This is a genomic window from Bdellovibrio sp. GT3, from assembly GCF_037996765.1.
Lineage (GTDB): Bacteria > Bdellovibrionota > Bdellovibrionia > Bdellovibrionales > Bdellovibrionaceae > Bdellovibrio.
The window spans coordinates 242,410-256,592 of the sequence record NZ_JBBNAD010000004.1 but is presented as its reverse complement, the minus strand read 5'-3'; the positions used below and the strand labels follow the sequence as shown (position 1 = coordinate 256,592).

General features: G+C 47.7%; 10 protein-coding genes. 4 read left to right on the top strand and 6 right to left on the bottom strand.

Annotation, left to right across the window (positions count from 1 at the left end):
• Nucleotides 1–13: 13 nt before the first annotated feature.
• The 3 genes from AAAA73_RS02875 to AAAA73_RS02865 form a co-directional block, all read right to left on the bottom strand.
• Nucleotides 14–1,600, bottom strand: a complete 1,587-nt coding sequence (locus tag AAAA73_RS02875) for a LysM peptidoglycan-binding domain-containing protein (protein WP_340596653.1) — start codon at nt 1,598–1,600, stop codon at nt 14–16.
• Between the two features lie 62 nt (nt 1,601–1,662).
• Nucleotides 1,663–3,897 carry a lytic transglycosylase domain-containing protein gene (locus AAAA73_RS02870; protein ID WP_340596652.1) on the bottom strand — a complete coding sequence of 745 codons (2,235 nt, stop codon included), beginning with the start codon at nt 3,895–3,897 and terminating at the stop codon, nt 1,663–1,665.
• Nucleotides 3,898–5,409, bottom strand: coding sequence for a TIGR03663 family protein (locus AAAA73_RS02865; protein WP_340596651.1), 1,512 nt, complete (start codon nt 5,407–5,409; stop codon nt 3,898–3,900). It abuts the gene before it with no gap.
• A gap of 17 nt (nt 5,410–5,426) precedes the next feature.
• Here AAAA73_RS02865 and AAAA73_RS02860 point away from each other — a divergent pair, with 17 nt between their 5' ends.
• Complete coding sequence (locus AAAA73_RS02860) at nt 5,427–6,170, top strand: glycosyltransferase family 2 protein (protein ID WP_340596650.1); 744 nt, start codon at nt 5,427–5,429, stop codon at nt 6,168–6,170.
• Here AAAA73_RS02860 and AAAA73_RS02855 read toward each other — a convergent pair.
• Complete coding sequence (locus AAAA73_RS02855) at nt 6,154–7,140, bottom strand: YheT family hydrolase (protein ID WP_340596649.1); 987 nt, start codon at nt 7,138–7,140, stop codon at nt 6,154–6,156. The two genes, AAAA73_RS02860 and AAAA73_RS02855, sit on opposite strands and share 17 nt — an antisense overlap.
• A gap of 102 nt (nt 7,141–7,242) precedes the next feature.
• Nucleotides 7,243–7,719, bottom strand: a complete 477-nt coding sequence (gene greB / locus AAAA73_RS02850) for a transcription elongation factor GreB (protein WP_340596648.1) — start codon at nt 7,717–7,719, stop codon at nt 7,243–7,245.
• Nucleotides 7,720–7,817: 98 nt separating this feature from the next.
• On the opposite strand from greB, the gene AAAA73_RS02845 reads away from it, so the two are divergent.
• The 3 genes from AAAA73_RS02845 to AAAA73_RS02835 are packed head-to-tail and all read left to right on the top strand — an operon-like array spanning nt 7,818 to nt 13,119.
• Nucleotides 7,818–9,686: a hypothetical protein gene (locus AAAA73_RS02845; RefSeq protein WP_340596647.1), complete on the top strand. Its 1,869-nt coding sequence runs from the start codon at nt 7,818–7,820 to the stop codon at nt 9,684–9,686.
• On the top strand, nt 9,686–11,308 hold the full coding sequence (locus AAAA73_RS02840) for a hypothetical protein (protein ID WP_340596646.1): 1,623 nt from the start codon (nt 9,686–9,688) through the stop codon (nt 11,306–11,308). The genes AAAA73_RS02845 and AAAA73_RS02840 overlap by 1 nt, the downstream gene beginning before the upstream one ends.
• Nucleotides 11,308–13,119, top strand: a complete 1,812-nt coding sequence (locus tag AAAA73_RS02835; RefSeq protein WP_340596645.1) for an adenylate/guanylate cyclase domain-containing protein — start codon at nt 11,308–11,310, stop codon at nt 13,117–13,119. The genes AAAA73_RS02840 and AAAA73_RS02835 overlap by 1 nt, the downstream gene beginning before the upstream one ends.
• Nucleotides 13,120–13,190: 71 nt before the next feature.
• On the opposite strand, the gene AAAA73_RS02830 is transcribed toward AAAA73_RS02835, so the two are convergent.
• Nucleotides 13,191–14,183 carry a PstS family phosphate ABC transporter substrate-binding protein gene (locus AAAA73_RS02830; protein ID WP_340596644.1) on the bottom strand — a complete coding sequence of 331 codons (993 nt, stop codon included), beginning with the start codon at nt 14,181–14,183 and terminating at the stop codon, nt 13,191–13,193.

Genomic DNA, 14,183 nt, shown 5'->3' with positions numbered 1-14,183 from the left:
TTTTTAGTTTTCCCTAGTTCGCGTCAGCGATTGGGATTCTGATTCGGGAGCCCACCATCAGGGAGGCTGGGTTGCGAAGCTTGTTCTTTTGCTTCAGCTGCCCCACTGTCACGTTGTATTTGGCAGCGATGTCAGTCAGGTTGTCGCCCTTACGGACTACGTGTACTTTGCTTTTGGCTACCTCCCGGGCGGAACTGCTGTCCCCACCTGGAATTTTAAGCTTCATGCCCAACTTCAATTTGCTTTTGCGTTTGATGTTGTTTGCACGTTGAAGCTCAGCCACTGACGTTGAATATCTTTGTGCAATCGAGAACAAAGAATCACCGGATTGAACCACGTAAAAACGACCACCCGTCAAATCCGCCGCTGCAGTTTCAACGGATTTTTCAACCGCTGGTTTTGCATTGGTCTTAGCTGACATCGTGCTGTTGTTTTTACGGTCTGAACGATCACGAAGTGGCGTACGATCTGGTACGTAGATCGTGCGGCCCACTGTCAGGCGTGATTTTCTTGGCAAATCATTCAGGTCACGAAGGTAAGCCACAGAAGTTCTGTACTTACGAGCGATGGACTTAAGATTGTCGCCTCTGCGGATTTTGTAAGTTTGAGTATCACCGCTATCCGCGATGAACTTCAAATCAGTAACCACAGATTCATTCGCTGCCACTTTCGCCAATTCCTGAGAACCCGGTGGGATACGAAGGATCAGCTCAGAGCCTTTCAAGATCGCCACTTCACCTTTGAACTTGGGATTCAATGCTTTGAAGTCCTCGTAGTTCAGATTCAGCTTTTCAGCCATTTGGCGCATATTGATAGGTTGGTTCACAGTGATGTGATCGAACTCGATCGGTGGAAGATAATCGATGTCTTCGAAACCGTACTTAGCCGGTTCTTTTGCGATCATCTTAGCTGCAATAAATTTTGGAACGTAGTTGATCGTTTCCGCTGGAAGACGTTTTTTACGAGCCAGCTCCCAGAAGTCACGCGTGTAGTGATTCATCACTTCACGTTTTACGCGGTTTTCACCCACGTTGTAGGAAGCCATCGCCAGATACCAGGAACCGAATACGGAATAAAGACCTTTGAAGTATTCAGCCGCTGCTTGAGTGGCAAAAACAGGGTCACGACGCTCGTCCACGAACGGATTGATTTCCAAACCGTAGCGTTTGCCTGTCCCACGGATGAACTGCCAGTAACCAACAGCTGCCGCGTGAGAAGTCGCATTGGAACTGAAACCGGATTCAATCAAAGCGATGTAAAAGATGTCTTCCGGCAAGCCATTGTCGCGCAAAACTTTTTTCATTAGTTTTTCGTAGCGAGAAGAGCGCGCCAAATATCTTTCCATATGATGGCGGCCGCGGCCTTGGAAGTAAGTAACCCATTTTTCCACCAATGGGTTGATTTCTGTAGGGATAACATCCAACTCTTGGTCTACGACCTTTGGACCCTCAGGATCTGACAAACGGAAAGAACCAATATCTTTGATTTCAGAACCGTTGCCTGCATTCCCAGCCGCCTGATCGTTGTTGTTGCCCATTTCCTTATGAACACAACCCGAAAGCAGGCCCAGGACGATACTTAATGTAACTAGTCTCCTCATGAGTCCTCCGAACAGCTTTCAGGCTACAAAACTCGAAGGACTTTTACAATAAAACAACGAACTTATTTTGCCTTTTTAGTAAGCAGGTCTTGCCATAAAATTGGCGGAACCACATAGGACTCCTTACCTACCATTCGATAAAGCAGAGTATTTCTTAGAATTGCCTTCACGTAAAAGCTCGTCTCATTCCACGGCAACTCATCAACCCACACCTCAGCCTCGGGAGAAGAGCCTGGCTCCGTCATCGCGGAAGAGACCTCTGGACGGGCGTTCACCCATTTTTTCAGACGATAGGGTCCTGCGTTATACGCTGCGAGCGCAAATGGCACGTTCTGAGAGAACTGGTCCAACATCTGGGAAACATAGAAGGAGCCCATGGGAATATTAATCTCAGGTCGGAACATGTCTTCAGGAATTTCAATCTTCATTCCCAAGCGCTTTGCCGTGTCTTGCGCTGTGGGAGGGATCATTTGCATCAAACCCAACGCATTCGAAGTCGAAACGGCCTTCATGTTAAAGCCACTTTCCTGACGAGTCAGACTGCGCAACAAAATCGCGTCAATACCGTAACGGTCTGATTCTTTCTGATAGAAGTTGCTGAAAATTTCCGGATAACCTGTTTTCAGGAATTGTTGCTGACGCAAGCGCGGATCATTTTCCATCGCATCGTTCACCATGCGAATCGCTGAAAAATACTGCCCACGTTGAGCCAACTTTTCCGCAAAAAGAACTTGCAGCGTTGGATCTTTCATTGGCGGCAGATCACTCAGCTCCGTTTGCGCTTCGCCCACCCATCCCGCAGCGGAAAGAGCCACGAAACGATCCCAGGATTTTTTCTGAGAACCCACCAGCCAGAATGAGGAATTAAGTTTCAAGTCTTTTGCGGTGACATCCGGCCACGTCAGCTTTCCACCCTGAGACTCTGCACGCAAGCGCATGCCATAGTAGGAAAATGGATACTTATCCATCAACTCCTGTGCCGCTTTGTCTGCGCGTTCCTTGCTGAAGGTTTGCAGGGAGCGAACCAGCCAATACTGCGCATTCAGATCGTAACGATCTTTCCCCTGTTGCACCAAACGCTCTAGCAATGCCGCTGCCGTCGTGAAGTCCTGTTTGCGATAGTAAATCAGACTGGAACGAAACAAAGCCTCGGAACTTTCATCAGTTCCATTGGAGATCACAATCTGTTTGCTATAAAGATCCAGAGCTTTGTCATAAAGACCCAGGAAATGCGCGGATCTGGAAGAAACCCATAAGGCACTCGTAGCCGTTGGGGACTGCGGATTCTTTTCATAGGATTTTTCCGCCAGCTTCATGCTGGATTCCCACTCTCCCCGACGGTGCAGATTCTGCGCCCATTCCAAAAGTCGTGAAGCATCAGCTTCGCCCATTTCCTCCAGAGCCTTAGCCGCCACGGCGTTGTCATTGATGGAATTAAAAATTTCCAATGGCTTGTCTTTAAGACGACGAGCCGCGCGACCACCCGGATACTGATTCAAAAGAGTCACGGTGTCTTTGAGTGCCGGTATCAAATCATTCTGCTTTAACGAAACGCGAATGCGTTCCTCAAGCTTGCCGTCCTCACCGATCGCTTCGATTTGCGCAGTCGGCACTGCTGCGACAGTTTGATTGCGAGTCTTTGCCAAAAACTCCAGTTTTTCCGTCAGATATTTTGAATCCTTAAGGCTTTGCGCCTCTTCGTAGAAAAATTGAGCCTGAGGGTAATCATTATCATTCAGGGAAAAATCACCCAGAATCTGATAACACTGGGATCTTTGATCCCGATTCAGTTTACCGGAGTTGTCCAGCAAGCGCTCCACACGGGAAAGCACTTTGCGGTTCTTTTTACCCGCTTCCGCATTCAAATAACTTAACTCCTGCGTGACCCAAATATTCCACAAATCCTGCGACCACGGGCCCTCTTCAAAAAGATGCCACTGACGGGCAATCGCTGTCAGGACGCGATCTTCCTGTCCTGCGCTGGTCTTCTTTTGTTGAGTCTTGTCCAGACAATGAAGCCAGGTCTGCCCCACCCAACCTTTAAGTTCTTTTTGAACTGCAAACACACGCGAGGACAAGTTCAGACACTCGTTCCAGCGGCCATTTATTTCGTGGGCCTTGAGCTGTGCCAATACTGGCAGCTTCGCCACAGACTTCGCATCCATTTCATATAGATTCACAAAACCGGGCACTTTTAAATCACGGTTCAAATCGACCTTACGGCTGACATTCACCGGAGCCGGAGCCGCGGTTGCCGAAGTCAGTAATACACTCATTAAAAAAGACAGACCTGTCATTTAGCGATTCTCCTTATCAGGACCGACAATCTCAAATTGCCCTTTGTAAATATCCTCGAACAAACTTTTCTTTAGATACACCGTCGAAATTTCGCGCTGCTGACGCAGCATGATTCTGACGCGCATGAATGGTTCAGTTAAAGACTCTTCCACTGCGGCTTCACCAGCAGTATCACAATAGTAAATCCAGGCACCTGGAATGACTTTATTCACACACAAATCCCAATGGGTTTTAAAGTTTCTATAAACCCAAGGGAATGGCCACTGTTCACGCATTCCAATTTGCACCGGCTCCTTCAGATGCTCCGCATTTTCACGAACCACCTGCAAGGTCGCGTCCTGCAACGCCTTCATCTCATATGTGGAGTTCACATAGATATAGGGATGAGACATATCAATCGGCTGAGCAAAAACGGCACGCCAATCGCTGCGCGCATTTCCGACCGTTCCGATCATTAAAATCGAGCCAAACACATAGCTTTGCCAATCGCGACGCAACAGGATCTGTTGCGCATAGATTGCCAGCACCAGATAAAATCCCCACACCAGTGTAAGGATGCACCAGATGGTTTTGTAAGGAATCAAAGAGTAAATCAGCAATTGAAACAAGGAAAATGCCGACACCATTCGAAGGCGTGCATCTTTTGAAATCAGACCCACGAAGGCCATACCTACCCCGAACAAGGCCAACGGCTCTGCTTCAGCCAAAGTCTTGATCCAATACAAGAACTCCTTGTTGTGGCCAGTCTCCCCGACACCTGTTTTCATCCACGGTAGGAAGGCTTTCACGAAATCAAACAATCCCGGAAGGTTTCGCAAAAAACCGGTGAACAACAACACGAAGGAAATCAACAGAACCACAACCATGTAAGTCAGACGACGGGACCATGCCGCTTTCAACTTACCCCAGTGAAAGTACTCACGAATCACTTTGGGACCGGCAAAGACAAGCCCCACCACCCAGGAAGCAAGTGTAATCGCAAAGGTTTCCTTCAGTGTGGCCATACCAACAGTTGCGGTCAGCAACAACGCCAGCGACGTGCCATCGGACTTTTCCGCCCAACGAAGCATTCCCAGGGCAAACAACAACTGAAAAAATACAAACGGCATTTCATGAATGCCCGATCGACCGTAAAATAAAAAGGCCGGACTGAACATCAATAGAGCCACCATTGCGCCACGGATGATTCTTGAGCTGATCAAATGAAACGTGAACAACATGACAGCGAACACGGAAAAAACGGAGGGCAGAGCTCTTAACACTTCGACACTGTGACCCCAAAGCGCTGTGAATCCGCGCAAAAGGTAGAAATACAAAGGCCCGTGGTAATTCGTGGGGTCATACTTATAGAACCCCATGGTCTTCATCTGCAAAACAAACCAACCATTGATGCCTTCATCAAAGTGCAACGGTTTATTGGTCAACATATAAAAACGGGTCAGGATCGCCAAAAGAAGAATGACAAGCCAAATAACGTATTTCTGGATTTGAGTGACGCGCAAAGATTTCATTGGTATTAATCGTAAAGATGGAATCCTCGGTGTCAACCCCTCACTGCTCTCTCTTGGTATATCTGAACAAAGACGCGGAAATTATCCCGTCCTTTATTCAGGATTTACGCTCGTTCTTTCAAAAATTTCCCATGAGGTACGAATTGATTGCATTGGTGGAACAAGGGGCTGATCGTTCATTCGATATTTTGCGTGAACAGGCTGACTCCTCGGGGGACAACGAATTGCTGGTGATTCACCGCAACGACAAAAAAAAGGGACGAGCCCTCAGCCTCTATCAGGGGATGGACCTGGCTCAAGCGCCTTACGTCATGATTCTGGATTCAGAATTAGCCTCGCCGTTCGGTGATGTCTTCAAACTTTGGCAACACCTGGTCGCCGAAGAAAAGATCGACGTGTGCTGGGGCGACCGCTATCGGAAAAAAGAAAATCCCTTCTTACAAGCTGTCAGCCGCCGTGCCAAAACAGAACTCCTTTTCAACAACATCCTGCGCGACAAGTACAACCACTCACTGCAAGATCCATTGTGTGAAGTGATTGCCATCAAAAAATCGGCCTGGCTGAAAATCCGTGGGGAACTGCCCTTGCAAAAAATGCGTGGCTGGTATTTGACCCCGGCACTGCACCACAGTGTACGCCTGCAAACTTTGAGTATTATTGAAATCCCCGTTTATGACTCCGGCAAAACATCACGATCTTACCATGTGTGGGGCGAGCGCTGGCACCTGCTAAAGGATGCCGTCCTTATGAACCGGCAGTAAACTCCAGGGACATTTTCTGAATGGCCTCGCCCAGGTAGTAATCAAGCCAGCGATGACTGCCCAATGAAGTTTTATTTTTGGTTAGATAACCCAAGTGCCCGCCATGACTTTCTATATGAAGTGAAACATTGGCAGGAATTCGCGCGTCCAAATAATCCTGAACAATCACAAATGGATCATCCGCCGCAGTCAGCATATATGTGGGCACATCCACATTGTGCAGATAGTGCATCGCTGAACAGCTGTCATAATAATCTTCGCGATCCCTGAACCCCGCGGCAGGCGCAGTGTATATTTGATCCAGATCATAAATCGTCGCCCACCAGGGAATTTGATAAGCCTGATCAATGAGACCCGCACGGTATTTGAAATCAATATTTTGTCGCAGACGATGAACAAATCGCACATCGTAAATTCTATTAAAGCCACTTCCCAAAGTGCGTGCACCACGACCCAAATTTAGCGGAGCATTGACCGTGATGATTCCATCGGGCTTATGTTCACCGCGAAAACCGCCTCCCAGGCACAGCACAATACAACCACTCATGGAATAGCCCACGGCAATTTGCTTTTTCTTGGGAAATTTCTGACGAAGAGCTTTAACAACTTCAGACACATCCTCTGCACGGCCCGAATGGTAGGGATGTCGAGCTGCTGAAATCCCAGGGCCCGCTCCGCGATGATTCACCAATACTACGGTGTGCCCCATTTGCCGGCAAAGAATCGCCGTTCTTTGCATGTAGTCTGCGTGCATGTCTCCGGAAAGGCCATGATACAAGCTGATAACAGTGTCGGTACGCCCAGGATAATAATAACAAAAGAGTTGATCCCCATCCGGAAGACTTATCTCAAAGCTGAGACCTTGATCTTCAAGAATGGGAGATTTTAAAAAATGCGCCCACAAAGTTTGTGCGTGGCCACTCTGGGCCCAGAAAGGCGCTTCACATGCGCGTAACTCTAACTTCTGCATAGTCAAAATTGTACACGTCTTCGGTTTAAAAAGGATGACAAAAAAATTCATCGCCAAACAAACAAAGGCTCATGTTCATTTGCTGAGACACAAAAATGAAGGCTATTTGTACTCCACACCTTCAATGGTCACAAATTCGTCTCCAGAAGGCTTCATCAGTTTCACTTCATCCCCTAATTTTTTCCCGAGCAATGATTTTGCCACGGGCGATTTCCAGGAAATCTTGCCGACTTTAGGATCAAACTCATCCTCACCTACGATTTGGTAAACCAATTCACCGCCGTCTTCCGTCATCAAAGTAACAGTCGCGCTAAAGAGAACGGTTTCCCCTTTCATAAGTTTGGGATCCACTACTTCCGCATCCTCAATTCTTTTCGTCAGAAAATGCACGCGACGGTCAATTTCGCGCAGGCGCTTTTTACCATACTGATAGTCTGCATTTTCCGAGCGATCGCCATTGCTCGCTGCCCACTGAACAATTTCAACAATCTTGGGACGCTCTCCATGCATCAGTGTTTGATACTCTTCGCGGAGTTTGGCCAGACCTTCAGGGGTGATGTAGTTCTTTTTATGATCCATGTGCAATATACTAGACCATTTTCCAGTCACAATCCAAGTCTTTTGGCCCCCTACAAAAAATCGAGAAATTTTCCGAAAAAAGGATGAGGAGGAAACAGATGAAAAATCAATGGAAGAGACTCGCGATAGCTGCAATCAGCTCATCATCTGTTTTTGCGCTGACTTGGGTTTGGTATCAAACCACTGACACGCTACAAAAATCTCATAGCAATGAAAAGCCACTGGCATATGTTGGAAAGGTCGTCGATGACATCCAACGTCGACAAGCCACACGTCTATTGTGGCAATTGGTGAACACCGGCGAACCTCTTTATGATGGCGAAGCCATTCGTACCTCTGACCGAGGCGAAGTGCGAATTCAATTTACTGATTCTGACCGCTATTTGGATTTGGAACCCGAATCACTGATCGTTATTAAAAAATCCCAGGGTGAAATCGCCCTTGATTTGATGGAAGGTAGTCTTTTCGTCAATGCCAAAGCCGGTGCTGGTGATGCCAATGCTCCTGGGTTGGTATTGAACTCCGCCAATGGTAAAGTCGATTTGAGTCAGGCTTCCGCCTCTCTTTCCAAAGGCGCTGGCAACTCCGTCGATGTCCAAGTCCTTGAAGGTAAGGCTTCTGTAAAATCCAAAGATGGCAAGAACACAGAGATCTCAACTGGAAGCGTGGGTGCCTTGGGTGCCACGGGTTTGCAGTTCGATAAGAATCTGGTGAAAATTCTTGCTCCAAGTTTAAACAAACCTGTGGCAATGAATGCCGACGATCTGCAACCGATTCCATTTAAATGGACTGGCTTTCCGGCAGACGCGCAAGTCTCTTTATGGACAGGTTCAAACCGTCGTAATTTGAAAGTTTATGCAATCGCCACTGCAGGCGACAGTTCCTTGACTGCGTCCCTGCCATTTGGCCGACACTTTTGGAAACTCGTCGCAACGTCTGCAACGGGTGAAGTGATGGGTGAGTCTCCTATTTACAGAACAGAGATCCAAGCCCGCTATGCTCCAACCGTTGTCTTCCCGACAGCCGACGTCGAGATCCCGGCAAATAAAGATCCATTTGATATGACCTTTAAGTGGCAAAAAAGCGATGACACTCGTCAGATGACCCTGCAAGTATGGTCCGATGCGGGCCTTACTCAGCCGGTCACGACCAAGTCCTTCTCTGCTGAAGACAGCTTTACATTGGCGGGTTTGAAAGAGGGCACTTACTACTGGCGCATGACTTCCTATTTCAATGACTCGGACAAACCCGTGCTTGGAAAAATGCAGAAGTTTACAGTGAAGTTCACAGACATGCTGAAAGAGGCCACTGCTGCGGCGGCAGCCCCTCCTCCGAAACCTGAGGTTCAGCCGTTGGCTTTCACAATGCCGGAAACTCAACTGACTCAGTACTTCGTGAACTCGCCAAAAGTGGATTTCACCTGGGGCTCTACAAATCTGAAAAATGTCAGCGCGTACCGTGTGCGTCTGCATGACGCCGCTCAATCACCAGAAAATGCACCGGTTGTTGAGGTTAAAGAGAATAAATTTTCAGCTCCGGTTCCAAAACCAGGACGCTATATTGCTTCCATCGAGGCCGTTGACCAAAATGGTGACGTTGTTGGATTGGGAACTTCCCAAGCTGTCACAGTGGCGCCAATGCCGATTTTGAAATCGCCAAATTTCATTCCGGCTGAAGGACCATTGCAAGCTTCAATGGACGGACGCTCCAATTTGACCTGGGACAATATTGACGGTGCCGTTGATTATGAACTTGTGATCAAAAAAGATGGCAAGGAACTGAAACGCACGAAATACAAAAATACTTCAACAACGATTCGCAACCTATTACCAGGTGAGTATGAATTGATGATCTCCGCACAGGACACTCACGGTCGCACCAGCGAAACAGGCACGGCTCGTAAACTGGTCGTACCGGATAAATCAAACTTAAAAGCACCGACTTTGAAGAAGATTAAAGTAAACTGATGAAAATAAACTTCGCCGCCGTTCTACTACCAATTTTCCTTTTCAGCGCAGTTGTCGCCAAGGCCGAGCCCTATCGTCGCCTGGTCAACTTCGAATGGGAACAAATTGACGGCGCGAAAGCTTATGACATCGAACTGACTCAAGTGAAAAAAGAAGACGACAAAGGCAAACCAAAAACCTTCAGCTTCAAAACCACGGATGCTGTCTGGAATGGCCGTTTGACTCCTGGCATGTACATGATGAAATTGCGCGCCCGCGACTATCGTGGTGTTCCTGGTGACTGGTCACCACCAAGCGAGTTCAATGTCGGCCTGGATAATGTCAACTTGAAGTCCCCTGCTCCGCAGGCCCAATTGGCATCGAATGATGACGAGAAAACAGATGTCGAATTCAAGTGGGATGCTGTTGGTGGCGCTGACGAATATACGTTTGAATTAAATTCCGAAGACGGCAAAACAAAAATCACAGAGACAGTGAAAGAACCGCGCTTCAAAGCGACTTTGCCTGTCGCAAGTCCTTATACATGGAAAGTCACCGCAAGAAGTTCTGAAGGCATTTCCAGCGATGCGACGACTGTGGCTCCCTTTACCCTTCTGGGCAAAGCCGTGGCTCCGCCAACTATTTCCAAGCCAGAGTCCCAATTTGTCCGGGAAGTGAAATGGTCCCGTCCCGAAAATATCACTGGCTATGAAGTGATCGTGGCTCGTGCAAATCCTGCGACTAAAAAATGGGAAGTTGTAAAAACATATGAAAACTACACTGAAGACTCCCTCCCTTTTGATTCTTCCTGGGAAGGCGGAAAGTATCAGGTCATCCTAAAAGGCAAATCCAATCTGCGCCCGACTTCGCAATCCTCCAAGATCGCCTTCGATGTGCGCGAAGGGGATCGTTCGGCAGCAGCTGAGTACACGGCACTGGTTCGTCAATCGATCGAAAAAACCAGCGGCTGGTATGGTATTGCAAGTTATCTTATCACCGACATGAAATTTTCGGGCTCCAATCCGGAAAAAAACTCGATGGTTGCATATGATGCCTTCGGAGGCACAGGTCGTTTGGGCCTGGGCTGGAATGCGCGCAAGTCACCATGGGGCTTTTTAACCATCGTCGACTTAAGTGGCTTTACAATTAACGGTGAAATCCGCACTTTCGCAGCTGCCGAAGCCAATGCTGTCTACAAAATGCCGGTGGGAGACCGTGGTGAAATCCGCTATCAGATGGGTGGATTCTATAAAGAGATTCCGGAAACTATCGGTGATCCATTCACCGGTACCTCTGAAAATCAAATCATCAGCGCCATCGGACCGCATGGTGGTATTGAGTACTGGTACTCATTGACCCCAAAATTCGGCATTCAACTGAATGCCCATGTATATGCCTCGGTGATGAAGGTATCCACTCCGAACAATCAGGATATCGATCCGAGTATTTCGACCCAATTTGGAATTTTAGGCAGTTACAGATTCAACAGTAAATTTACAGGACTTGTAGGCTATGCCCGCCGCGAAGATCGCATGTCCTATAAAGCTGTTCCCTCCTCCACCAATTTCGCATTGGACGGAGACGTGAATGAATCTGTGGTTGTCGGTAACTATATCAACTTCTTCGCGGAATGGAGTTTCTAATGAGAATACCCATCTCAACCAAACTCATCACGGTAACGATCCTGATTCTGGTGGCTTCAACAGGAGCCATCACATTTATCTCTTCGAATTACTTCGAAAAGAAATCTGCAGAACAGGTCGATATCGCCAACCTGGAATCTGCTTCGGCGAAAGCCAAAGAGGTCGACAACATTATCGCCTCCCTGGTTGATAAGACGCGCACCAACGGTTCATTGTTAATGAAAGGTGAAGCGGCCGCAGAAGACCTGGATTTCAATTTCACCAAAGACAAAAACTTTGTCGCACTGGAAGTGTTGAAACTAAATGGTTCTTCAGTCGAAACAGTGGTCAGCAAGGTAAAAGAGGATGTTCTTAAGCCATTCCTGTTAACTCCTGCTTATTTTGTGAACGTTCGCGCTTGGCAAAAATTCCCAGTGCGCAACGTTGCCGAAGGTTCCATTGAAATCAAAAACGCTTCTTACCCGAATGCACCGGCGATGGTCACTATTGGTATTCCTTTGGTCAAAGATGATCAGGGTAAAATCACCCACGTGGTATTGGCAGATGTGATGTTGGCTCCTTTACAAAAACCTTTCACTGATTTGTCAGAGCGCACACAGTTCCTTCTGGACCGCCAAGGTGAAGTTCTTGCCCATAAAGATGAGCAAAGAGCCGTGTCACGCATGTCCATGGTGACAAATCCGTTTGTCTCCAAAGCCATGAATACCAGATCGCCACAGTATCAAACGAAGTTTGTGGATCCGGAGTCACGCTCCAACTATTTTGGCGCCTCCGTCAAAACTTCCTATGGTCCGATGGTGATTTCGCAAACTTCTGAAGCCGCGATCCTGGAAGTATCAAACGAAGTAAAACGCCGTTCGATATTTGTCGCTGGTTCCGCCATTTCTTTGGCGATCTTCTTTATCTTCCTTTTCTCTATGACACTGACCTCCCCTATTGAAAAATTGGCGGGTCTGATCAACTTGGTTTCCAAGGGTAATTTCGATGTGAAAGCCCGTGACCAGGTCAAATCCCACGACGAAGTCGGCGATTTGGCGGTGGCCTTCGATCACATGACCGAGGGTCTTAAAGAGCGCGATAAAGTAAAAAACCTTTTCTCCAAGTTCCACGGTTCGGCAGTAACCGAGGACTTGATCGGCAAAGACATCGGTGTCGGCGGTCAATCCAAAGAGGTGGTGGTTTTCTTCTCGGACATCCGTGGATTCACCGCGTTTTCGGAAAAACGTTCTCCGGAAGAAGTCGTGGAAATGCTGAATGAATACTTTGGCGTTATGGTGGGTATTATCAATTCCCATGGTGGCGTCGTGGATAAATTCATCGGTGACGCGATCATGGCCGTTTGGGGCGCACCTAAAACCACGCCTCGCGATGCCCACAATGCACTTCGTGCGTGCCTGGAAATGCGCAGATCCCTGGAGAAACTAAATGAAAAACGTATCGAGCGTGGACAACCCGCGATTAATATCGGTATGGGCCTTCATGCTGGTACCGCGATTTCCGGAACCATCGGTTCGGACGAGCGTATGGAGTACACAGTTATCGGTAATACCGTAAATACAGCTTCACGTATTGAGGCTTCCACAAAAGCCTTCGGTGCAGACTTGCTGGTGACTGATACGGTGATCGATAAAGTCGGCGACGATTTTAAAGTGGAATTGGCCGGTGCTGCCGAAGTCAAAGGCCGTTCTGAAGCCATTAAGATGTACAAGGTGCGCGCCTACAAGGCTGGCGACAAGTATGTCGAGGTGAAAACTCCGTACTCTGACTACGAGGCGGAATCCGCCGACAAAGTAAAAGTCAAAGCAGCTTAGCCCCAAAAAGAAATGAGCGGAGCCCATTGGGGACTGCCGCTCATAGAGGGACTATTAACAATGCAAGCGGCCTATAGAGCCGCTTCTTTTTTTAGAATCTGTTCAATCGTCAAACCCACGTGCGCTTCGCCTTTGAAAACGGAGCCCGTTTTCTTTTTCTCCACATGCTCTTTCGCCATTTTATAAGCGTTCGCTGGAAGTGGGATGTATTGAACTTGTTTTGCCATTTCAGCGGCATTGTTCAAATAGAAATCCACGTATTGTTTAACATGCGGCTTGGAAGCCATTGCTTCCTGAGAAACGTAGATGAAGATCGGACGAGACAACGGATTGTACTCCCCTGACATCACAGTTTTTTCTGTCGGCAAAACTGCTTTTTTAGATGGAGCTTTAGGACCGCCCACAACTCCCAAAAGTTTCAATTTGTCCTTGTTAGTCAGGTAGTAAGCAAACGGAAGGTAACCCAAACCACCTTTTGCACCATTCACACCTGTTACGCGCGTGTTGTGGTCAACAGACGCTGTGTAGTCACCGCGAGAGGATTTTGATTTCTCGACGATAGCTTCAGTGAAGTAGTCAAATGTACCGTTGTCAGTGGAAGCACCGAACAGGGATAGCTTTTCGTCAGGCCATTTCGAGTTCACTTGTTTCCAAGTCATGATTTTGCCTTGAGCTTCCGGCTCCCACATTTTTTTAAGTTCTGCTGCTGTGATTTCTTTCACCCAGTCATTTTTTGGATTCACAACGATCGCGATGGCATCGAAGGCAATTGGTAACTCGTAGTAAGTCACTTTGGAATCGCGGCAGGCTTTCATTTCTTCTTTAGTGATCGGGCGTGACGCATTTTGGATGTCCGTTTCGCCACGGCAGAATTTTTTGAAACCGCCACCTGTGCCGGAAACACCCACCGTCACACGAATAGCACCTTTCGTTGATGCTTGGAATTCTTCTGAAACAGCTTCTGTCACTGGAAACACAGTGCTTGAACCATCAATTTTCACTAGGGATTCCGCTTTTGCGGCAAATGCGCTAAGAACCAAAGCGCTGGCGATAAAGAACTTCAT